At 74.0% G+C, this 21,223-nt stretch carries 23 protein-coding genes; 12 read left to right on the top strand and 11 right to left on the bottom strand.

Annotated elements, in window-relative coordinates; translation table 11 throughout:
* Positions 1–13: 13 nt before the first annotated feature.
* Genes AC0HI0_RS46970 through AC0HI0_RS46945 form a run of 6 tightly spaced genes read left to right on the top strand, consistent with a single transcriptional unit; the run spans position 14 to position 5,890 of the window.
* The gene (locus AC0HI0_RS46970) at positions 14–1,522 is read left to right on the top strand and encodes an ABC transporter substrate-binding protein (protein WP_480929928.1); all 1,509 of its coding nucleotides are present in this window, start codon (positions 14–16) and stop codon (positions 1,520–1,522) included.
* Between the two features lie 4 nt (positions 1,523–1,526).
* A complete protein-coding gene (locus tag AC0HI0_RS46965; protein ID WP_480929927.1) occupies positions 1,527–2,465 on the top strand; it encodes an ABC transporter permease in 939 nt (312 codons plus the stop codon).
* Positions 2,462–2,665, top strand: a complete 204-nt coding sequence (locus tag AC0HI0_RS46960; RefSeq protein ID WP_480929926.1) for a hypothetical protein — start codon at positions 2,462–2,464, stop codon at positions 2,663–2,665. Before AC0HI0_RS46965 ends, AC0HI0_RS46960 begins: the two co-directional genes overlap by 4 nt.
* The gene (locus tag AC0HI0_RS46955) at positions 2,662–4,500 is read left to right on the top strand and encodes a dipeptide/oligopeptide/nickel ABC transporter permease/ATP-binding protein (RefSeq protein WP_480929925.1); all 1,839 of its coding nucleotides are present in this window, start codon (positions 2,662–2,664) and stop codon (positions 4,498–4,500) included. Before AC0HI0_RS46960 ends, AC0HI0_RS46955 begins: the two co-directional genes overlap by 4 nt.
* Complete coding sequence (locus AC0HI0_RS46950; RefSeq protein WP_480929924.1) at positions 4,488–5,303, top strand: ATP-binding cassette domain-containing protein; 816 nt, start codon at positions 4,488–4,490, stop codon at positions 5,301–5,303. Before AC0HI0_RS46955 ends, AC0HI0_RS46950 begins: the two co-directional genes overlap by 13 nt.
* Positions 5,300–5,890 carry a TetR/AcrR family transcriptional regulator gene (locus tag AC0HI0_RS46945; protein WP_480929923.1) on the top strand — a complete coding sequence of 197 codons (591 nt, stop codon included), beginning with the start codon at positions 5,300–5,302 and terminating at the stop codon, positions 5,888–5,890. Before AC0HI0_RS46950 ends, AC0HI0_RS46945 begins: the two co-directional genes overlap by 4 nt.
* An 8-nt stretch (positions 5,891–5,898) precedes the next feature.
* On the opposite strand, the gene AC0HI0_RS46940 is transcribed toward AC0HI0_RS46945, so the two are convergent.
* The 4 genes from AC0HI0_RS46940 to AC0HI0_RS46925 all read right to left on the bottom strand — a co-directional run bounded on the left by AC0HI0_RS46940 (position 5,899) and on the right by AC0HI0_RS46925 (position 8,393).
* On the bottom strand, positions 5,899–6,264 hold the full coding sequence (locus tag AC0HI0_RS46940) for a PLD nuclease N-terminal domain-containing protein (protein ID WP_480929922.1): 366 nt from the start codon (positions 6,262–6,264) through the stop codon (positions 5,899–5,901).
* A gap of 96 nt (positions 6,265–6,360) precedes the next feature.
* On the bottom strand, positions 6,361–7,224 hold the full coding sequence (locus tag AC0HI0_RS46935; protein ID WP_480929921.1) for a hypothetical protein: 864 nt from the start codon (positions 7,222–7,224) through the stop codon (positions 6,361–6,363).
* A gap of 25 nt (positions 7,225–7,249) precedes the next feature.
* Positions 7,250–7,777, bottom strand: a complete 528-nt coding sequence (locus tag AC0HI0_RS46930) for a hypothetical protein (protein ID WP_480929920.1) — start codon at positions 7,775–7,777, stop codon at positions 7,250–7,252.
* Between the two features lie 136 nt (positions 7,778–7,913).
* Positions 7,914–8,393, bottom strand: coding sequence for a hypothetical protein (locus AC0HI0_RS46925; RefSeq protein WP_480929919.1), 480 nt, complete (start codon positions 8,391–8,393; stop codon positions 7,914–7,916).
* Positions 8,394–8,658: 265 nt separating this feature from the next.
* On the opposite strand from AC0HI0_RS46925, the gene AC0HI0_RS46920 reads away from it, so the two are divergent.
* From AC0HI0_RS46920 to AC0HI0_RS46905, 4 genes are all read left to right on the top strand, one after another.
* The gene (locus AC0HI0_RS46920) at positions 8,659–9,300 is read left to right on the top strand and encodes a response regulator (protein WP_480929918.1); all 642 of its coding nucleotides are present in this window, start codon (positions 8,659–8,661) and stop codon (positions 9,298–9,300) included.
* Positions 9,301–9,372: 72 nt separating this feature from the next.
* Positions 9,373–10,545 carry a sensor histidine kinase gene (locus tag AC0HI0_RS46915; protein WP_480929917.1) on the top strand — a complete coding sequence of 391 codons (1,173 nt, stop codon included), beginning with the start codon at positions 9,373–9,375 and terminating at the stop codon, positions 10,543–10,545.
* Complete coding sequence (locus AC0HI0_RS46910) at positions 10,536–10,862, top strand: DUF4429 domain-containing protein (protein ID WP_480929916.1); 327 nt, start codon at positions 10,536–10,538, stop codon at positions 10,860–10,862. The genes AC0HI0_RS46915 and AC0HI0_RS46910 overlap by 10 nt, the downstream gene beginning before the upstream one ends.
* Positions 10,859–11,419, top strand: a complete 561-nt coding sequence (locus tag AC0HI0_RS46905; RefSeq protein WP_480929915.1) for a hypothetical protein — start codon at positions 10,859–10,861, stop codon at positions 11,417–11,419. Before AC0HI0_RS46910 ends, AC0HI0_RS46905 begins: the two co-directional genes overlap by 4 nt.
* Positions 11,420–11,471: 52 nt before the next feature.
* Here AC0HI0_RS46905 and AC0HI0_RS46900 read toward each other — a convergent pair whose 3' ends face one another.
* From AC0HI0_RS46900 to AC0HI0_RS46880, 5 genes are all read right to left on the bottom strand, one after another.
* Positions 11,472–12,728 (bottom strand): DUF7224 domain-containing protein, encoded by a 1,257-nt coding sequence (locus AC0HI0_RS46900; RefSeq protein WP_480929914.1) that lies wholly within the window; start codon positions 12,726–12,728, stop codon positions 11,472–11,474.
* Positions 12,725–13,441 (bottom strand): ABC transporter ATP-binding protein, encoded by a 717-nt coding sequence (locus AC0HI0_RS46895; protein ID WP_480929913.1) that lies wholly within the window; start codon positions 13,439–13,441, stop codon positions 12,725–12,727. Before AC0HI0_RS46895 ends, AC0HI0_RS46900 begins: the two co-directional genes overlap by 4 nt.
* 54 nt (positions 13,442–13,495) lie before the next feature.
* Complete coding sequence (locus AC0HI0_RS46890; protein ID WP_480929912.1) at positions 13,496–14,329, bottom strand: DUF6585 family protein; 834 nt, start codon at positions 14,327–14,329, stop codon at positions 13,496–13,498.
* 106 nt (positions 14,330–14,435) lie between these two features.
* Entirely contained in the window at positions 14,436–15,068 is a 633-nt protein-coding gene (locus tag AC0HI0_RS46885; protein ID WP_480929911.1) for a response regulator, read from the bottom strand.
* Positions 15,065–16,189, bottom strand: a complete 1,125-nt coding sequence (locus AC0HI0_RS46880) for a sensor histidine kinase (protein WP_480929910.1) — start codon at positions 16,187–16,189, stop codon at positions 15,065–15,067. The genes AC0HI0_RS46885 and AC0HI0_RS46880 overlap by 4 nt, the downstream gene beginning before the upstream one ends.
* 198 nt (positions 16,190–16,387) lie before the next feature.
* Between AC0HI0_RS46880 and AC0HI0_RS46875 the strand changes: the two genes are divergently transcribed.
* Both AC0HI0_RS46875 and AC0HI0_RS46870 read left to right on the top strand, forming a co-directional pair.
* Positions 16,388–16,636, top strand: a complete 249-nt coding sequence (locus AC0HI0_RS46875; protein ID WP_480929909.1) for a hypothetical protein — start codon at positions 16,388–16,390, stop codon at positions 16,634–16,636.
* Between the two features lie 117 nt (positions 16,637–16,753).
* Positions 16,754–17,185, top strand: coding sequence for an organic hydroperoxide resistance protein (locus tag AC0HI0_RS46870; protein WP_480929908.1), 432 nt, complete (start codon positions 16,754–16,756; stop codon positions 17,183–17,185).
* Between the two features lie 72 nt (positions 17,186–17,257).
* On the opposite strand, the gene AC0HI0_RS46865 is transcribed toward AC0HI0_RS46870, so the two are convergent.
* Positions 17,258–18,268, bottom strand: a complete 1,011-nt coding sequence (locus AC0HI0_RS46865) for an alpha/beta fold hydrolase (protein WP_480929907.1) — start codon at positions 18,266–18,268, stop codon at positions 17,258–17,260.
* A gap of 106 nt (positions 18,269–18,374) precedes the next feature.
* Positions 18,375–21,050: an ATP-binding protein gene (locus AC0HI0_RS46860; protein ID WP_480929906.1), complete on the bottom strand. Its 2,676-nt coding sequence runs from the start codon at positions 21,048–21,050 to the stop codon at positions 18,375–18,377.
* Between the last annotated feature and the right edge of the window lie 173 nt (positions 21,051–21,223).

The following is a 21,223-nucleotide window of genomic DNA, read 5'->3' as shown; positions in this document are numbered from 1 at the left end:
AGAAGGAATCCCGATGCCCACTGGAAGAATCCGCGTCACCGCCGCCGTGCTGGCGCTCGCCGCGGCAGCCGCGTCCTGCGGCAAGAAGGACGACGCGGCCGGCGGCGACCGCACGCTGACCCTGGCCGCCGCCGCCGACATGCAGTCGTTCGACCCGCTGAAGTCCGGCGCGGGCAACGCGCTGCAGTACCTCCAGCCGATCTACGACTCGTTGACCAGGATCAACGACGACCAGACCGTGGCACCGTCGCTGGCCACCGCGTTCGAGTACACCGACCCGGCCCGCAAGGTGCTCAAGCTGACCTTGCGCGAGGGCGTCGCGTTCTCCGACGACACTCCGTTCGACGCCGAGGCCGTGCGGCAGAACCTGACCCGGGACGGCAAGGGCCCCAACGCGATCGTCTTCGCGAGCATCGACAAGGTGACCGCGGTGGCGCCGAACGTGGTGCAGATCGAGCTGAAGACCGCCGATCCCGCGCTGCTCTACAACCTCGGTCTGATCGCCGGGATGATGGTCAGCCCCAAGGTGCTGGCCGACCCCAACGCCAACCCGGTCGGCATCGGGCCGTACACGCTCGACCACGGCAAGACCACGCAGGGCGACCACTACACCTACGTGCGCAACCCGAAGTACTACGACGCCAAGGCGTACCCGTTCGACAAGATCGTCATCAAGTCCATCCCCGACACCAACGCGCGGGTCGCGGCGATCCGGACCGGCCAGGCGGACGCGGGCACCGGCACCGCCGGGGTGCTCAACGCCGCCAAGGACGCCGGACTGACCGTGTCGATGCAGCCCGGCCAGGTCGCCGGGATGTGGCTGGTGGACCGGGAGGGCAAGCTCGCGCCGGAGCTGAAGGACGTGCGGGTGCGGCAGGCGATCAACCACGCCATCGACGCCGAGGGCATCCGCAAGAGCATCAACGGCGGCCTGGGCACGCGCACCACGCAGATGTTCTACCCCGGCTCCCCCGCCTACCAAGCGGACCTGGACGGCCGGTACCCGCACGACCCGGCCAAGGCCAGGCAACTGCTCGCGGACGCCGGTTACCCCAACGGTTTCGCGCTCAAGCTGCCCAGCGAGAACGTGTACCTGCCGGCCCTGTACCCGGTGCTGGCCCAGCAGCTGGCCGAGGTCGGGATCACCGCGCAGTACACGCCGGTCGCCGCGAACCAGCTGTCCCAGCAGTACTTCTCCGGCCAGTACCCGGCGTTCATGTACATGTGGGGCACCTCGCAGAACTGGGTGGACGCGTCCTTGTTGCTGAGCAAGGCTTCCCCGGTCAACCCGTTCCACGTCGCCGACCCCACCGCGGACGGCCTGCTCGCGCGGATCGCGTCCTCGGACGGCGCGCCGCAGGCGGAGCTGTACCGCGAGCTGAACCGGTACGTCGTGGAGCAGGCGTGGTTCGCGCCGCTCTACCAGGCCGGGAGCGTGTACCTGTCGAGCCCGAAGGTGAAGGTGACCATCCAGCAGGGCATGGCCGTGCCGTCGATCTTCGGCTACGCGCCGGCGGGGTGACCACGTGGGTTCCTTCCTGCTGCGCCGGTTCGCCGCCGCGCTCGTGCTGCTGGCCGTCGTGTCCGCGCTGGCGTTCTTCCTGCTGGCGCTGCTGCCCGACCCGGCGCGCGCGATCCTCGGCGTCACCGCGACGGCCGAGCAGCTCGACGCGAAGCGGCACGAGCTGGGTCTGGACCAGCCGGTGTTCGCCCAGTACGCGAGCTGGCTCGGCGACGCCGTGCGCGGCGACTTCGGGCAGTCCTGGTTCACCGGCCGGCACGTGACCGACGCGATCACCGACAAGCTCTCGGTCACGCTGTCGCTGACGGTCATCACGACCGCCGTGGCCGCGCTGCTCGGGATCGGCATCGGGATGCTCGCGGCGGTCCGGCGCGGTGTGCTGGACAAGGGCGTGCAGGTGCTGGCGAACCTCGGGTTCGCGGTGCCGAACCTGTGGGTGGCGCTGATCCTGGTCGCGGTGTTCGCGGTGCGGCTCGGCGTGCTGCCCGCGACCGGGTACGTCGAACCGGGCGACTCGCTCGACGGGTGGGCGCGGTCGCTCCTGCTGCCGGTCGCCGCGCTGGCCATCGCGTCGGTGGCGGCGGTCGCGCAGCAGACCCGCAACGCGGTCGGCAACGTGCTGTCCAAGGACTACGTGCGCACGTTGCGCAGCAGGGGGTTGCCCCGCCGGAAGCTGCTGTTCAAGCACGTGCTGCGCAACGCCGCGCCGCTCGCGCTGACCACGGTGAGCCTCCAGTTCATCGGCCTGCTCGGCGGCGCGCTGATCATCGAGCAGATCTTCGCGCTGCCGGGCCTCGGCTCGCTCGCGGTGGCCGCCGCGACCCGGTCGGACGTGCCGACCGTGCTGGGCGTGACCGTGGTGACGGTGGTGATCGTGGTGCTGGTCAACCTGCTGGTCGACCTCGCCGTCGGCTGGCTCGACCCGAAGGTGAGGGTGCGGTGAAACAGCTCCGGAGGGATTCGGTGGCGAGCGGTTCGGCGATCGCGCTGCTGATGGTCGGCGTGGTCACGGTGTTCGCCCGCACGGTGGTCGGGCACCAGCCCGTCACCGGGTTCGGCCCGGCGGCGGTGACCGCGATGACGATCGCCCTGCTGGTGGCCATGTCCGTGGGCTGGCTCGACCCGAAGGCGGGGGTGCGGTGAAGCGGCTGCGGCGGGACCCGGTCGCGGTCGGCTCGGCGCTCGTGCTGCTGGTCGTCGTCGTGGCGAGCGTGTTCGCCCCGGCGCTGGCCGGGCACGACCCGAACGTCGCGGACCTGGCCAACGTGGTCGGCCCGCCGACCGGGGAGCACCCGCTGGGCGGCGACGGCTCGGGCCGCGACGTGCTCGCCCGGCTGCTGCACGGCGGCCGGACCAGCCTGGTCGGCGGCCTGATCAGCACGGCGGTCGCGCTGCTGGTCGGGGTGCCCGCCGGGCTGGTCGGCGGGTACACCGGGCGGTGGCCGGACGCGGTGGCGAACTGGCTGGCGAACCTGCTGATGGCGTTGCCGGGCGTGGTCGTGCTGCTGGCCCTGGTCGCCGTGGACGGGCCCAGCCTGGTCAAGTCGATGGCGCTGCTGGGGATCCTGCTGTCGCCGTCGGTCTACCGGCTGGTCCGCGGTGCGGTGCAACGCGTGCGGGGTGAGCTGTACGTCGACGCGGCCCGCGTCTCGGGCCTGTCCGACCTGCGGATCATCCGGCGGCACGTGCTGCTGGTGGTGCGGTCGCCGATCATCGTCATGACCCCGCTGCTGTTCGGGCTGACCTTGATGGTGCAGGCGGGCATCGACTTCCTCGGCATCGGCGAGCCGAACACGCCGAGCTGGGGCGCGATGCTCAACGACGCATCGGCGCACGTCTTCGACAACCCGCTGCTGTCGGTGTGGCCCGGCACGGCCATCGCGGTGACCGCGCTGTCGGTGATGCTGCTCGGCACGTCGGTGCGGGACGCGCTGGACGACGTCGCGCCGCCCGTCCGCGCGGTCGCCGAGCCGGTCCGCGCGACCGGCGCGCCGGTGCCGAAGGCGTTGCTGGCCATCGAGGACCTGCGCGTCACCTACCCGACCCCGCGCGGTGACGCGCACGTGGTCGACTCGGTGACCTTGACCGTCCACAAAGGAGAGGTCGTCGGACTGGTCGGTGAAACCGGGTGCGGCAAGACGCAGACCGCGCTGGCCGTGCTGGGGCTGCTGCCCGCCACCGGCCGGGTGACCTCGGGGCGGATCGCGTTCGACGGCACCGACGTGACCGGCTGGTCGGAGCGGGAGCTGAACACCCTGAGGGGCCGCCGGATCGGCTACATCTCGCAGGAGCCGATGGCCAACCTCGACCCGAGCTTCCGGATCGGCAGCCAGCTCGTCGAGCCGCTGCGGGCGCACCTCGGGCTGTCCCGGCGGGAGGCGCGGCGGCGGGCGCTGGACCTGCTGGCCAGGGTGGGCATCGGCGAGCCGGAGCGGATCTACCGGGCGTTCCCGCACGAGATCTCCGGCGGGACCGCGCAGCGGGTGCTGATCGCCGGCGCGGTGTCCTGCGAGCCGGACCTGCTGATCGCCGACGAACCCACCACCGCGCTGGACGTGACCGTGCAGGCGGAGGTGCTCGACCTGCTCCGCTCGCTGCAACGGGAACGGGGCATGGGCGTGGTCCTGGTGACGCACGACTTCGGCGTCGTCGCGGACATCTGCGACCGGGTGGCGGTGATGTACTCCGGCGAACTGGTCGAGGTGTCCCCCGCCGCCGAGCTGTTCGCCCGGCCCGCGCACCCCTACACGGCGGCGCTGATCGCGGCCAACCCGGAGACGGCGGTCGGTCGCGGCCCGCTGCCGACGATCCCGGACCGCGTCCCGGCACCACTGGACCGCCCGGCCGGGTGCCGGTTCGCGCCCCGGTGCGCCCACGTGCGCCCGCGGTGCGCCGGCCACCCCGGTCTCGACGACCTGCGGTCCGGCGCGGTGCGCTGCGTCCGCGCCCACGACGAGGTGATCGAATGGGTGCGCTAGTCCCCCTGCTCCAGGTCCGGGACCTGGTGGTGGAGTTCCCGCCGGCCCGCTGGCGCGGCCGGTCCTTCCGCGCGCTGCACGGCGTCAGCATCGACGTGCACGCCGGCGAGACCGTCGGCGTGGTGGGCGAATCCGGCTCCGGCAAGACCACGCTGGGCCGCGCGGTGCTCGGTCTGGCCCCGGTCACCGCCGGCACCATCACCTTCGACGGCAACGACATCTCCCGCCTGCCGCGCCGGGCCCGGCGCGCGTTGGCGGCCGACGTCCAGGTGGTCTTCCAGGACCCGTTCAGCTCGCTGAACCCGGCGATGACCATCCACGACATCCTGGTGGAGCCGTTGGGCGGGCAGCCGGACGGCGACCAGCGGGTGCGGAGCCTGCTCGACGACGTCGGGCTGCCCGCCGACACCGGGACGCGGTTCGCGCGCGAGCTGTCCGGCGGCCAGCGGCAGCGCGTGGCGATCGCCCGCGCGCTGGCCATGCGGCCCCGGCTGATCATCTGCGACGAGCCGGTCAGCGCGCTCGACCCGTCCACCCAGGCGCAGGTGATCAACCTCCTGGTCGAGATCCAGCAGCGGACCGGGGTGGCCTACCTGTTCATCGCGCACAACCTGGCGGTGGTGCGGCACGTGAGCGACCGCGTGGCGGTGATGTCGCGGGGCGAGATCGTGGAACGCGGCGAAGCCCGGCGGGTGACCACCAGCCCGGAACACCCCTACACGCAACGGCTCCTGCTCGCCGCGACCGTGCCCGATCCCGTCCGCCAGGCCGAACGGCGCGCGGCGCGGCAGCGGCTGTCATGACCAGGCGGGAGCAGATCCTGCGGGTGGCCCACGACGCGTTCGCCCGCCAGGGTTTCCGGGGCGCGACCCTGCGCGGGATCGCCGAGCGCTGCGGGATCAGCCAGGCCGGGCTGCTGCACCACTTCAAGTCCAAAGTGGACATCCTCGCGGCGGTGCTGGAGGCCAGGCACGACCAGGACGTCACGCGCTACACCGGGGCGCGGGCGTCCGGGACGCCGGGGCTCTCGGCACTGCGCCGGACGATCGCGGAGAACCTGACCGCGCCCGGTTCCGTGCGGCTGTTCACCACGCTGGCCGCCGAGGCGTGCGACCCGGCCCACCCGGCCCACGAGTTCTTCCGCCGCCGGTACGCGCGCAGCCGCGCCATGTTCGAGGACCTGCTGGCCGAGGCGCAGGAGGACGGCCTGGTCGCCCGGGAGCTGGACCCCCGGTCCGCGGCCTCGGTGCTGATCGCGATCCTCGACGGCCTGCAACTCCAGTGGCTGCTCGACCCCGCGTTCGACCTGCCGGCGGGCCTCGACGCCCACCTGGACAGCCTGCGTCCCACCGCCCGCCCCGACCTCGACGCGGTGCCGGGCGTCGCCTGACCCGCCCGCTACTGGGCTTCGCCCCGCGCCTCGCGGGCCTTGCGGCGCTGCTGCTCGGCGCGTTCCCGGCAACGGCGCAGGAACTCGGCGTCCGACTCGACGTCGGACGCGGCGAAGCGGCCGGGGCGGTCGTACTCCGGGAACTCGGGCGCACGGCGCTCGAACGCGCCCGACCAGCCGCCGCCGACCCGCACCGGGCGGCCCGCGACCAGCCACGCGATCGAGCCCACCAGCGGGAAGAACAGCACGATCAGCAGCCAGCCGGCCTTCGGCAGGTTCCGCGCGTCACCCTCCGCCGTGGTGATCACGTCCACCAGGCAGAACAGCCACAGGCCGAGCATGAGCACCCCGAAGAGGCCACCGAAGTAGAACATCGTCCCCCACCCCCGAATTCGTCACGGCACGATAGCGCAGCGGCCCGACGACCGGACGGGCGTCCGCCGCCTCCGGCGGGGCGGCCGGAGCCGGGGTCAGCGGCCGGGCAGCCAGTCGCTGAGGGCGGGCTGCCGGCGGACCGCCACGAAGATCGAGCGGTCGACGTTCGGGCGCTGCGGGTCGTACAGCACCTGCGCGAGGCCGGGGCCGGTCGGCACGCCCACGTCCGAGGTGTAGCGGGTGGCCCAGTGCCGGACGCCGGCCAGGTCCACGAAGGCCACCGTGACCGTGGAGCCCACCGCCTGACTGCTGCCCCCGTCGCTGGTGGAGATGCGGACCTTGACCTCGACCACGTCGGCCGGCACGCGCAGGCCGTGCACCAGCAGGCGGTCGCGTTCGGCGACCATCGCGGCCTGCTGCCGGGCGTGCTGGACGGTGAGCAGCAGGGCCACCGCGGTGAGCAGGAGCAGACCGGCGGGCACCCACCAGTCGGCGTAGTACATCAGCCAGCCCCAGAATCCCCACTTCTCGTCCTTGTGGAAGACCGGGTCGACCTCGGTGCCCACGGCCAGCGGCGGCAACCAGTCCCGCGACGACACCCACGTCCCGGCGGCGTGCGCGGCCAGGCCGAGGACGACCGGGAACAGCGGCTTCGACGGCCGTCCCAGGTACTGCGCCGCGGTGTGGGCGGCCGCGCCGCCGGCGAAACCCGCGCCGACGAACGCGAAGATGCCCCACATCAACAGCATCGGCGCCAGGCCGTCGTCGCGGTCGTCGAAGACGCTGTCGATCGCCGTGGTCCGGAACATCTCGACCACCTCGCCGAACCCCAGCCCGGCGACGAAGGCGAGCACCACCGTGGCCACCGACGCCGCCACCGACGCGACGAGCACGCCCGTGGCGCCCCGCCGGCGGTCGAGCCGGTCCCGCCGGGCACGGGCCGGGTCCACTGTGTTCACGACGTCCACCTCCGGCGGCAGCGGGTCAGGGCAGGAGTTCGAAGACCCCGACGTTGTTCGGGTTGTCGCGGTCGATGCGGACCTGGTGCCGGGTGCCGGGCGCGTACTGGGCGAAGGTCATGTTCGGCACGAGGTGGGTGATCGTGGTGCGGTACCCGGTGCCGTCGGCGCGGGTGACGTCGAGCACCGACGTGTACTGCGGCTGGGCGGCGACCGTGACGCCCGTCGGGTCGAGCGTGCGGACGACCGCCGTCGCGGGCTCGCCGAACTCGTGCAGCCGGCGCAGGTTCTGCCCGTACTCGTTGGCCAGGCCCTGCTGGCGGATCTGCTCCTCGCCGGGCAGGTTCATGAACTCGACCATCGCGGGGTCCTGGTTCATCATCGCGAACCCCTGCGCCGCCATGCCCTGGGTGGGCATCTGCGGCCGGATGTCGTGGCCCTGGCGGGCCGCATCCTGCTGGAACCGCGCGGCGTGCCACTGGAAGTCCTGCGCGGCCCGCTCGGTCGCCTGACGGGTCGCGTTGTCGATCTGGTCGCGAAGCTTCTTGAACACGGTGCCCCACCCTCTCGAACCGCTGACGTTGTGCGCCCATCGTGCGGCGGGGCCGGCCGCTACCGATCACAGGTTTCGCCTCGCGCCGCCCGCCCGACGATCACCGGACCGGTCGACGGCACGTCCGGGCAGGTCATTACCGGCACTTCCGGGCCTTCTCGAACTCCTCGGCGGTCATCGTCTCCGAGCGGTACCGGACCTTGCCGCCCGCCAGGTCGTCGATCTTGAAGGACTCGTCGAGGTAGAAGGACGAACCGATGCGCAGGGCGGCCACGAGGGTCGCATCGCCGCGCGGAGCCCGCCACGCGACAACTTCCCGGCTCCCCGGAGGCGTCTCGCCCACCACGAACGCGAGGGCCCGCGACTCCGCCTCGAAATCGATCCGCCAGAGCCTCGGGTCGCGTTCGTCCAGCACGCTCCCCTCGTCGGGTTCGATCACCTCGGCCCGGACCACGCCCGCGTGGTAGCACCCGAACTCCACGATCTCCACCGCGCCGGAGGCGGTGAGCCGCACCGCCATCCGGGGGTACTCCGAGCACGCCACCAGGGTGGCGAGCAGACAGACCGGCACCACACCGAGCCCGATCCGGTTCATCGTCCCCCCTCGTCCGGGCATGTCCGGCGACGTTACCCGCACGAACTGCCGGTGCGCGCAACTTCCCGGCAACACGACGGTCTCGGATCGGTCGCGACGAGACGGCCCCGAACCAGATGATCCACATCGGACACAACTGGAGTCCATTGTGGATCGATACGGGAAGGGCCGATGTCACACCCTCCCGGCGACCACGTCCGACAGCCGCGCCGACGACACCCGCGTTCCGGGGCGTGACAGGCCCCTGGCGCCGCGGGCCGCCCGGCGGGCTGCTACACCTGGCACGGTGAACGCCGAACCAGCGACCGTCACCGTGGGGTTGATCGACAACGACCCGTTCGTCCGGGGTGCCGCGCGCGCCTGGCTCGCGCCCGGCGAGCCCGACGTCCGGATCCGGCGCATCGCCGGCGACGTGGCCGAGTACCTCGCCGGCGAGCCGGACGACGTGGTGCTGCTCGACCTCGACCTCAAGGACGGCACGCGGTTCGTCGACAACATCGCGCGGCTGGTGGACCGGGGCTGCCGGGTGCTGCTGGTGTCGGTGCACACCGAACAGCACTTCAAGATCGACGCCGTGCGCGCGGGCGCGGTCGGCTACCTGGTCAAGAGCGCCGACTCGGCGACCGTGCTGCGGACCATCCGGGAGATCGCCGACGGGACCTACGCGCTGGACCAGGAGTTGGCGTTCGCGATCAGCCGCGACCGCAACCCGGACCGGCCCAGGCTCGCGCCCCAGGAGGCCGAGGTGCTGCGGCTGCGCGGACGGGCCGTGCCGATGAAGGTCGTCGCGGAACGGCTCGGTGTCACGGTCAGCACCGCGTACGGTTACCTGCGGCGGGTCAAGGACAAGTACGCCGAGGCCGGGCGGCCGTTCGGCACGCTCGGCGAGTTGCAGCAGCGGCTGCGGGAGGACGGCGTCGACCTCTGAGGCCGCCGACGTCGACGATGACGTCGATTTCGACGTCGCGCGGCGGGGCCGGGGGCGGTCAGGCTGTCGACCATGCACATCGGCGCAGTCGAAACCCAGGTCAGGGCCTGGACGTCCCGTGCGATGGTCCTGCTCTGGGCCGCGCAGGCGGTCCCGTGGGGCCTGCTGCTGTTCTGGTCCGACTCGGACCCGTCGCGCTCCCCCGCCGTCGTGATCGGGAGCTACTTCGGCTACCTGGTGTGGGCGGCGCTCGTGCTGCGGTGGACGACGCGGCGGACGCTCGTCGGTGCCGGTCCGGTGGTGGCGGTGATCGCCGTGATGACGGCGTGCGAACTGCTGGTCGGCTTCGCGCTGCCGCCGGAAGCGGTCGGCACGTGGCAGAACTGGACCCCCGCGCCGGCGACCGGTGTCGCGGTGTTCGCCCAGGTGCACGGCGGCTACCGGTGGGGCGCGACGGCCGCGGTGGTGCTCGGCGGCACGTACGTCGCGACGGGGTTGCGCGACCAGGCGTTCGACCGCGCCGGCCCGCTGCTGGGCGTCGCGGGCCAGCTCGTGGTGTTCACCGTCGCCGGCGGTCTGGTGATCGCCAAGCTCGTCGGCACGGCCCGCCGTGCCGACGCCGAAGCGGAGGACGCTCTACAGGCGCGTGAAGAACAGGCCCGCGCGCGGGAGCGGTTGCGCCAGTACGACGTGCTGCACACCAGGGTCCTCACCACGCTGACCCTGCTCGGACGCGGGCACGGCGGCGTGTCCGAGGAGATGCGCGTGAAGTGCGAGCGGGACGCGCGGTACCTGCGTTCGCTGGTCGACGCGACCACGTCCGGCGACACGCCCGCCCTGCACACCGCGCTCGCCGAGGTCGCCTACTTCCAGGCGGCCAACGGCCTGCACGTCCACTACAGCGCCGACGACCTGCCGAACGACCTGCCGCCGCAGGTGGTGGACGCCGTCGCGCACGCCGTCACCGAAGCGCTCAACAACGTGGTCAAGCACGCGGGCACCACCGAGGCGTGGCTGGTCGCCACCGGCGAGCCGGACGGCGAGCTGGTGGTCACCGTGACCGATCACGGCACCGGTTTCGACCCCGCGACGCCCACCGCCGGCACCGGCCTGGCCAGGTCCGTGCGCGACCGGTCGGCCGAGGTGGGCGCGACCGCGACCGTCGACAGCCGACCCGGCAGCGGAACCGTCGTGGAGATCCGCCGGCCGTCCCGTCCCGACACCGAGGAGCAGCGATGCAGGTAACCACCAGGCGCGGCAGCGTCGAGTTCGACGGCGGCGCGGTCACCATCCGCCCGCCCCGGGGCCTCTCCGGGCTGCTCGGTGGGCGGTCGGTCGTCACGGTCCCGTTGCGGGCCATCCGGTACGTCGAGTTCAGCGAGCCGACCGGGCTGAAGGCCGGGTACTTCCGGATCAACACCGGCGGGCCGCCGCTGACCGGCACCGCCATGCGGCCCGCCTTCCTGGCCGCGAAGGACGATCCGCACGCCATCGTGTTCACCCGCGCCGAGCACGCCGAGTTCGCCCGGCTCAGGGACGCGATCGAGGGAGCCCTCGCGTGACCGGCACCCCGACGACCGCCGACGCCAAGGCGTTGCGGGCGGTCGTGGAAGCGGCGATCGGGTGCGTGCTCGGCGTCTTCGCCTTCAAGTTGCAGCTGGGCGGCGGTGACGAGCACTTCCTCACCTACGCGCTCGGCCTGCTGTGCACGGGTTTCTTCGGCGACAGCCTGAAGAACCTGGCGAAGGCGCTGGCCACCCGGACGCCGGCGCAGGGCGGCGCGAACCTGGGCCGCGTCGCCGGCACCGCGTTCGGCATCACCCTCGTGGGGATCTGCCTGTTCCCGCTGTGCAGCATCCTCGCGGTGTACCTGGACAGTCGCGGGAACCTCGGTGCCGTCGAGATCCTCATCGGGCTCGTCACCTCGGTCACCGCGTTCGCGGGGCCGTTCGTGCTGGGCATCGGGTACTTCATGTGGTTGCAGCAGGCGTTGGCGGACAACGGTTTCACCATCGCCGCCGCCGTGTTCGCCGCGCTGGTCGCCGCCCTGGGGTCGGTCTTCCTGTGGTACTTCCTCAACATCACCTACGGCCCGCGGCTCTACCAACTGCTGGTGTGACCGCCGTGCGGGGCCGGCCGTCGCGGTCGGCCCCGCCGCCGCCGGCGGTCCGTCACGGCACGGGCGGCGCGGGGGTGGTGCAGTCGCGGTGCGCGCGGACGAGTTCGGCGTACCAGGCGGCCTGCCGGTCGGTCGGGCTGCCGACGAGCCGGTCCAGCCGCGCGGCCTGGTCCGCCGGCACCAGCAGCCCGGTCGGCACGTCGGGCCGGACGCGGTGGACGAGCCACCCGGTCAGCACGGCGTCCCCCTCCGCCGCCGGGTACGGGACCGTCGAGTCGCCCCGGACCGCGCACGCGGGCGGTGCCGGCACCAGGCGCAGCGCGAGATCGGTCACCAGGTGCACCTCGTCGGCACCGGGCCGCACCGGGCCGACGCGGCGCGCGGCGGAATCCGGGCGCAGACCGTTCTCCAGGTACAGGTCCGGCACCGGCCCGAGGTCGGCGAACAGCGTCCGGTAGCGGCTGGTCGCGTCGAGCCACGCGGCCACGCTCGTCGCGTGCTCGGGCCACATGCAGACCGTCACGCCGTCCTGGGTCCCGCACGCCTCCGCGACCGCCCGGCGGGCCTCGGTCAGCTGCCCGCCGGTGCTGCGGATCAACGACACCGCGACGAAGCCGAGGACCAGGGCACCGACCGCGAACGGCCCGGCGGGCACGAGCGCGGGCAGCGCCAGGACCGCCACCGCGCCCAGCGCCAACGCCGCGATCCACAGCCACTGCCCCGTCACGGTCGCCGGCACGGGCTGGGACGCCACGTCGCAGCACTCGTGGTCCACCGCGTTGAGCCTGGCGTACCAGGGATTCGCGCCACCGGAGCCGAACGCCAACCCGACCCACACCGCCACCGCCACGATCGGAGCCGCCAGGTAGCGGTGCAGCCGTTGGCCCGCAACGGCTCCGACGAGCGCGGCGGCCACCGCGCAGAACGGGCCCAGCAGCACCACCGACCAGTACGGCGTGCTGTCGCCCTGGACGTTCAACGCCACCACCGTGAACGCGGTGAGCCAGCCCGCGAGACCCGCGAGCACCGGCCCGACGGTGTCGAGCAGCAGCCACGGCAGGGGCGAACCCGGGTAGGTCCGCGTCAGCAGGGGCGAACCGGCGCGGCGGTCCCGCGAGGCGTCCCAGGCGGCGAGGGCGGCGGTGAACGGGGCGAGCAGGACCCCGTGCTGCTGCAGCCGCCCCGACGTCCACCCCCAGTCCACGGCCCACGGGTCGCCGCGCGTCCCGGCGTAGAGGCCGAGCCCGACCAGGAGCGGGACCCCGACGGGGGCGCTGCCCCGGCGCAGCGCCACCAGCAGCGGGGTCACCGGTCGTCCCCGGCGTCGATCAGCTCGTCGTAGGCGGCGTCGACGTCGGGACCCCGCACGCCCTCACCCGCCGTCAACTCCGCCAGGGTGCCGTGGAACAGCACGGCTCCGGCTTTGAGCACCAGCACCCGGTCCGCGGTCGTGGCCACGTCCTCGGGCAGGTGCGTGCCGAGCACGACCGTCCGGCCCTGCCCGAACACCCACACCAGGTCTCGTAAGAGCTTGCGCTGCCGGGCGTCCAGCCCCGCCGTCGGCTCGTCGAGCAGCAGCACCGCCGGGTCGGCCACGACCGCCTGGGCCAGACCGACCCGGCGGCGCAGTGCGGTGGGCAGCTCGGAGATCCTCGCGTCCTTCTTCCGGACCAGGTCGAAGGCCCGCAACGCGGTGTCGACCGCGAGCGGCCGGTCCCGGCGGGGGACGAGTCGCCGCCACGCGGCCGAGGTCACCGCCTCCGCCACGGTCAGGTTGCCCGGCAGCCGGTGGTCCTGCGGCAGGAAGCCGAGCCGGCGGCGGAACTCCGCGCGGTCGCGGGCGCTGTCCACGCCGTCGAGGACGACGGACCCGACCCGCGCGTCCAGCGCCGTCGCCATGATCCCGAGCAGGGTGCTCTTCCCCGCGCCGCGAGGCCCGAGCACGGCGGTGATCCCGGGCTGGAACTCGACGTCGACCCCGCGCAACGCGGTCACACCACCGAAGTGGTGCGACACCCCCATGACCCGCACCCGGTTCCGTCCTCCGCCCGACGACTGGGCACCGACCCTAGTCGATCAGCGGGTGCGCAGGTTCCGCGCGAGCACCAGCAACAGCGGGAAGTTCGGGATGTCGCCCACCGGGTACCGCGCCGCGCGACCGCCCGCCGCGCCGACGAGCAGGTGGCCCGCGCGGACCGGGAGTTCGCCCAGCGCCGCCCACGGCAGGAAGCCCTCGGGCGTGCCGATCCCGGCCGCCGACACCGCCAGGTCGCCGAACCGGGCCGCGCCGCCGGCGTCGATCTCCGCCACCGCGAGCGGGAGCCGCCGGTTGACGACCTCCTCCTCCAGCAGCGGCCCCAGCTCCACGATGTCGGTGGCGAGCGGTTTGTCCGGCTGTTCGAGGCCGTGCACGACGACGTTCTTGCCGTCCTCCCCGACCAGCCGGAAGGAGTAGGTGGTGCCGATGTCCCGGCCGTTGACGTACATGGTGGTCACCGAGCGGTGGACGGCCGGGAAGTCGTCCCAGCGGAACGCCCGCACGGCGCCCGAAGCGCTGTCCGACAGCACGAAACCCCCGGTGAACAGGTGGACCGGGGACGGGGATCCGGTGCTGCCCTTGGTCGCCGGCACCGCCAGACCACCGCCGCCGACCGCCAGGACGAGCAAGGCGACGACGATGGCCGTGCCGACGTTCCCCGTCGCCCACCAGACCAGGCCCAGGGTCAGCAGCGGGACGGCCGCCGCGCCGAGGACGAGCAGTCCGTTGCGCAGTTCGGCGCGTTTGGCCCGTTCCACCTCGCCGGGCGCGTGGACCCGGTGGAACGCCCGCAGCGACGCCCGGACCGCGCCCAGCCCGATGGCCTCCGCCGCCCGCTCCACGTCGATCGACACCCGCCCGCCGGCAGACATGCGTGCTCCCCCCTGGTCGGACCGATCCCACCGCGGCCATCATGGTCGTCCCCGACCGTGCTCCGCTTCGGCCCGCCGCAGGAAGTTTCCGGTTCCGCCGGCGCGGTCAGCCGTCCTGGCCGACCAGCCCGGACCGCCACGCCCACGACGCCACCTCGACCCGGTTGCGGGTGCCGAGCTTGGTCTGCACCGACGAGAGGTGCGTCTTCACGGTCGAGAGCGACATGTGCAGCCGGGCCGCGATCTCCTGGTTCGTCAGGCCGCCCGCGACCTCGCGCACGACGTCCTGCTCCCGGGCGGTGAGCGTGTTCGGGCCGGGGCCCGCGCCGCGCCGGGAGAAGTGCGCCAGCAGCCGCACGGTCACCCGGGGCGAGATCAGCGCGTTGCCCTGCGCCGCCGCGCGCACCGACTCGACCAGCAGCGCGGGCCCGGCGTCCTTGGTGAGGAACCCGCTCGCGCCGTTCTCCAGCGCGGTGTGCACGTACTCGTCGAGGTCGAACGTGGTCACCACGACGATCTTCGACGTCGGCGCGAGCCGCTTGGTGACCTCCAGCCCGTCCAGGCCGGGCATCCGGATGTCGAGCAGGCACACGTCCGGCACCAGCTCGCGCGCGGCCCGCACGGCCGCGACGCCGTCGGGCACGTCCGCCACCACCGTGATGTCGGGCTGCTTCTCCAGGATCATCCGGAAGCCGACCCGGACCATCTCCTGGTCGTCGGCGATCAGCACGGTGATCACCGGCCGCCCGCCCGAGGCAGCTCCGCCGACACGCGCCAGCCCCCGGCCACCGGCCCGGCGGTGAACCGGCCGCCGAGCAGGCCGACCCGCTCGCGCATCCCGACCAGCCCGTACCCGCCTTCGCGGCGGGTCTGGCCGCCCTTGCCGTCGTCGGCCACGACCAGGCGCACGGCGTCCGGCGCGTGGGTGAGCTGCACGTCGACGGCGCTGACCGCGACGGCGTGCCGGCGGGCGTTGGTGAGCGCCTCCTGCACCAGCCTGAGCAGCGAACGGCCCACCTCGGGCGGCAGGTCGGCGGGCAGGTCGACGCGCAGCCGGACCGGGATGCCGGCCTGCCGCGTGCGGTCCACCGCCGCCAGCACGTCCGCCTCCAGGTCCGTCGTCGCCGTCTCCGGGCCGCCCTGCCGCAACGCGCCGACGAGCGTGCGCATGGCCCCCAGCGCCTCCGTGCCGCTGTGCACGATCCCCGGCAGCAGGCGGTGCGCCGCGCCCGGGTCGTCGTCGGACACCTCCAGCGCGGCCTGCGCCTGCACCAGCATCCCGGTCAGGTGGTGGGCGACCACGTCGTGCAGCTCGCGGGCCAGCGCCATCCGCTCCTCGCGCTGCGCGTTCGACACCGCCGACGCCATCCGCGCCTCCCGTTCCCCGTCCCGCGTCCGCAGGAACCAGCCCGCGCCGACCGCGACCGACCCGATCAGCAGCGACGCGGCGATGTTGGTGGTGACGAAGGGGTAGTTGCCGCGCACCAGCGCGCCGTGGAGGCAGGCGGCTACGAGCAGCACCACCGTGCCGGTGACCGCTTTCCACGACGCGGCCCGCACGACGGCCACGACCAGGGCACCACAGGCGAAGGTCTCCGCCAGGGTCAACGGGCTGAGGATGTTGTCCAGGTACAGCCGGTCGGTCGCGATCACCCACGAGGTCGCCGCGATCGACGCCGTCGCCACCACGCTCGCCGTCCACGGCCACCGGTACGCGGCCAGCGCCGCCAGGGCCGTCGGCACGAGGCACAGCCACGCGACGATTTCCAGGCCGCTGTAGGGGCGCAGCCAGACGAGCTGCATCACCAGCATCACGCCGAGGCCCAGCGCCAGGGGCCACTGCCGGCGAAATCCGTCCACGATGGACACCGTACTGAGCCGGGGGTGGTGGCCGCATCGGTCAACCGGCCGACCCGCGACGGCGTTCCGACCCGGTGGGAAGCCCGGCACGCGGGCGGACATCGGTGCCACGGGCGCGTTTCACGGCCGCCCGGCGGGCCGGCTGTGACGTGGTGACCGCGCTGGTCGAGGGCGCGCACGAGGTGGGCGCGGCCGGGGTTGCTGGTCCCGTGGCCGCTGGGCGCGGCGCGCCGGGACCTGGTCGGCCAGTGCGGGCCGGGCAGCGCCGACAGCGGGCTGGTGCCGCTGCCCAGCCGGGTGTGGGCCGTCCCGCCGGTCGCCGCGGGCCACCGCCCGACGACGGCTGTTCGCCCTGGTGGCGGCAGGTGTGCGGGCTCACCGGGGTGGGGCGTGCGGGGCAGTCGGCGCGGGAGCGCCATCCCGATCACGGCGGTCTTGCGCGCGTGACGTACACGCATGACGTCGTGCGACGGTCGCCGGCACGTCCGCCCGGCCCCTACCGTCGGGTCATGCCACGGACGCAGCAACGTGGTTGTCCCCCAACGAGAACAACGAAGGAAAGCCATGTCTGAGATCACGTACACCGCGGTGGCCACCTCGACCGCGGAGGGCCGCAACGGGGGACGGGCCACGTCCGACGACGGCGTGCTGGACGTCGGCCTCGCCGTCCCGAAGGCGTTCGGCGGCTCGGGCAGCGGCACGAACCCCGAACAGCTGTTCGCGGCGGGCTGGGCGTCGTGCTTCGTCGGCGCGGTGCGCCGGGTGGCGGGCGCGAAGAACGTGCCGCTGCACGACCTCGCGGTCGTCGCGGAGGTCACCCTGCACCACGACGGTGTCGCCGACGACTTCAAGCTCAGCGCCGCGCTGCACCTGGAGGCCACCGGGATCGACCAGGCCACGGCGGACGCGCTGGTCGAGGGCGCGCACCGGATCTGCCCGTACTCGAAGGCCACGCGCGGCAACATCGACGTCACCCTCGACGCCACGGTCGCCTGACACCTCCGTCCGGCACCTTCGCCTTGACGCACAAGGGTTCCCCGGCCTGGTGAGCAGGCCGGGGAACCCCGGTCACAGCCGGTCCGCGTCCATCACGGCGCGCGCGAAGGGCTGCGGGGCCTCCTGCGGGACGTTGTGCCCGATGCCGGCGAAGACCCGGTGGTCGTACTTGCCGGTGAACTTGTCGCGGTAGCCCGCGCCGTCCGCCGCCGCGCCGTCGAAGTCGCTGCCGATCGTGATGGCGGGCACGGAGATCGCCGGCGCGGTGGCCAGTTGCCGTTCGTACTCCTCGTACTGCGCCTCCCCCGGTGCCAACCCCAGCCGCCACCGGTAGTTGTGGATCACGATGTCGACGTGGTCGGGATTGGCGAACGCGGCGGCGCTGCGGTCGTAGGTGGCGTCGTCGAAGTCCCACTTCGGCGACGCGGTCTTCCAGATCAGCTTGTTGAAGTCGTGCACGTTGCGGCGGTAGCCGAGCGCGCCGCGTTCGGTCGCGAAGTAGTACTGGTACCACCAGCCCAGCTCGGCGGCCGGGGCCAGCGGCCGGGTGTTCGCCTGGAGGTCGGTGATCAGGTACCCGCTCACCGAGACGACGGCCGCGCAGCGCTGCGGCCAGAGCGCGGCGATCACGTCGACGGTCCGCGCGCCCCAGTCGTACCCGCCGAGCACGGCCCGGTCGACGCCCAGCGCGTCCATGAACGCCACGACGTCGGACGCCGGCGCGGACTGCTGGCCGTTGCGGACCGTCTGCGCCGACCGGAACGCGGTCGGGCCGTACCCGCGCAGGTACGGGACCAGCACCCGGTACCCGGCGGCGAGCAGCGGCCCGACGTCGGCGTAGCTGTTCGGGTCGTAAGGCCAACCGTGCAGCAGCAGCACCGGTTTCCCTTTGTCCGGACCGAATTCGTGGTAGGCCATGGTGAGCGCGCCCGCGTCGACGCGCTTGACCGGGCCGAGCGAGGTGTGCTCGCCGGACCCGGCCCCCGGGTCCGGCGGCGCGGCGGGGGTCGAGGACGAGCAGGCCGCCGTCGACATCGCCACCCCTGCCGCGAGCACCTGCGCGAACCGTCTCCTGCTGATCATCTGGAACACTCCTGCGGGGCGGGAACCGGGACCTCGCCGACGCCAGGCGCGCCGCCGTGACCGCCGCGCCCGTCGGGTGACGCAGCCGCTGTAGGTCACCGGCGGTTCAGCCCAGGGACTTGAGCTTGTCCGCGAGGTCGGCGCGCGAGCTGACGCCCAGCTTGGGGAAGATCCGGTGCAGGTGGGTGCCGACCGTCCGGTGCGACAGGTACAGCCGCTGCCCGATCTCCCGGTTCGTCAGGCCCTCGGCGGCCAGCTGCGCGATGCCCAGCTCGTGCGGGGTGAGGCGGTCGCGCGCGTCCGGGTCGCGGTTCGGGCTCGACTCGCCCGCCCCGCGCAGCTCGCGCCGGGCGCGCTCGGCCCACGCGGTCAGCCCGAGCGCGTCGAACGTCTCGCGCGCCGTGCGCAGGTGCCCCCGGGACTCCACCACCCGCCGCTGCCGCCGCAGCCACTCCCCGAACGCCAGGTGCGCGCGCCCGCGTTCGGCGGGCCACCCGGACAGGTCCGCCCGCAGCGCGGCCAGGAACAGCTCCTCCGCCTGGTCGTTCGGGGCGAGCACGGCACGGGCGTAGCGCAGCCCGATGTGCAGCGCGGGCGACGGGGTGGCGAGGCTCTCCAGCTCCCGCACGACATCGCGCAGCGCGTCGGCCCGGCCGGCCCGCACCGCGGCCTCGGCGAGTTCGGCCACGCAGTAGGCCCGCAGCGCCGCCTGCCAGGCGGGGTCCGCCGGGTCGTGCAGCCTGATCAAGTCGGCGAACGCGTCCTCGAACCGGCCCTCGCCCAGCGCCGAGATCCCGCGCGCGAGCTGGACCGTGGCCAGCACCGGCCGGGCGCCCGCCGCGAGCCCGACCCGTTCGGCCTCGTCGGCCGCCGCCCTGGCCTTCGCGTGGTCGCCGCGCAGCGCGGCGATCTCCGCCTGGACCGCCGTGGCCAGCCCGTACATGAACGGCTGGCCGGTCTCGCGGGCGAGCCGCGCCGCCTCGGCCGCGACCGGCACCGCCGCCGCCACGTCGCCGAGCCGGACCCGGCTCCACGCCTGCACCGCCAACGCCCTGGGCAGCAGACCGAGCAGGCCCCGGGCGCGCAGTCCGGGCGCGGCGGCGGCCGAGAAGCGCGCGGCCAGGTCGAACGCGCCCACCTGCAGGGCCGCGCTGCCCAGGTACCGGTCGACCTCCGGGTCCGCGCCGGTCGCGCCGGCCAGGGCGCGCAGCTCGTCGAGCACCGCCGCGCCCCGCTCGAACGGCGCGACGTACGCGGCGACCGCGACCAGGCGCGGGTCGTCGGGCAGCCGGTCCGCCACGGCGAGCAGCGTCCGACGGGCCCGCGGGCCCGGTTCGGACCAGAAGCAGCGCATCGCGGCACCCCACAGGATTCGCGCGGCGGCCTCGTCCTGCCCGTCGGCGGCGACCTCCTCGGCCAGCGCGGCGAGTTCCGCGACCCGCGCGACGTCCTCGCGCACCCCGTCCTCGAACCCGCTGAGCAGCCAGTTCGCCGTGGCCCGGCGGCGGGGCGAGAGGTCTTCCCGGCGGGCTTCGCCGACCAGGCGACCGGCGGTGTCGCGGCGACCGGCCTCGACGGCCAGTTCGGCGGCGCGCAGCAGCCGGTCGGCCCGCCGGCCGGGGTCCGCGCTCAGCCCGGCCGCCCGCTCCAGGGCCGCGCCGGCGGCCGCCGCGCCACCCCGGTGGCGGGCCCGGTCGGCGGCCCGCTCCAGCTCGGCGGCGACCTCCTCGTCCGGTCCGGTGGTGGCGGCGGCGCGGTGCCAGGCGGCGCGGTCGGGCTCGGGCGAGGCCGTGGCCAGCGCGAGGTGGGCGCGCCGGCGTTCGTCGGGGGTCGCGGCGGCCACGATCGCGGAGCGCAGGAGCGGGTGCCGCAACACCACCGCGCCCGCCCCGACCTCCACCAACCCGGCCGCCACCGCCGGGTCCAGCACTCCCGGACCGTCCGGCGCACCCGCTGCGGCAACGGCGACCGCGAGTGAACCGCTCTGGTCCAACGCCACGATGAGCAAGGTGGCGCGGGTCGGCGCGGGCAGCGGGGTGAACCGGGAGGTGAAGGCGCGTTCGAGGCGTTCGGTGAGGGGCAGTACCGGGTCGGGGGCGTCCAGGTCGGCGGCCGGGAGTTCGAGCAGGGCCAGCGGGTTGCCGGCGGCCTCGGCGAGCACCCGCGCGCGGGCCGTCGGGGACAGGTCCGGCGCGGTGGCGTCGAGGAGTTCGGCCGCGACGTCGTCGGGCAGGCGGGCCAGGGTCAGCGGGGTCAGGCCGGCGTCGCGCAGGGCGCTGGGCGCGTCGTCGCGGAGCGTCGCGACCAGGACGACCGGCTCGGCCGCGATCCGCCGGGTGAGGAAGGCGAGCACGTCCGCGCTCGCGTCGTCGAGCCAGTGCGCGTCCTCCACGACGACCAGCAGCGGCGTGCCGGCGGCCTCGTCGGCGAGGAGCGTCAGCGCGGCCAGTCCGACCAGGTAGGCGCTGGGTCCGGGCCCCTCGGCGAGCCCGAGCGCGGTGCGCAGGGCGGTCCGCTGCGGCGCGGGCAGCCCGGCCACGCCCGCCCGGACCGGGTGGAGCAGTTGGTGCAGCCCGGCGTAGGGCAGGTTGCGCTCGGCCTCGACGCCGGTGGTCCGCAACACCCGCAGCCCCGCCACGGACGCCGCCGCGACGGCTTCGGCCACCAGCGCGGACTTCCCGATGCCCGGTTCGCCGAGGACGAGCAGGCCGCTGCGGTCGGCCGGTCCGCCGACGAGTTCGACGACGTCCTTCAGCTCCGCTTCCCGCCCGTGAAGCGGCACGCTGCCACACCCCTCCCCCGACCCGACTGCACCCGCGACGATACCCAAACCGTCCGGTCGGGACGGTCCGGCGCGGTGGGCGTGACGTACGGCGATGACGTCGTGCGACGGGCGCGTGGGCGGGTGGCGGCTGCCTAGCGTGGCGAGCGCTCGAACGTGCCCACACCGAAGAG

It is taken from the genome of Saccharothrix sp. NBAS 001, from assembly GCF_056640475.1.
This window is presented reverse-complemented; position numbering and strand designations above follow the sequence as displayed.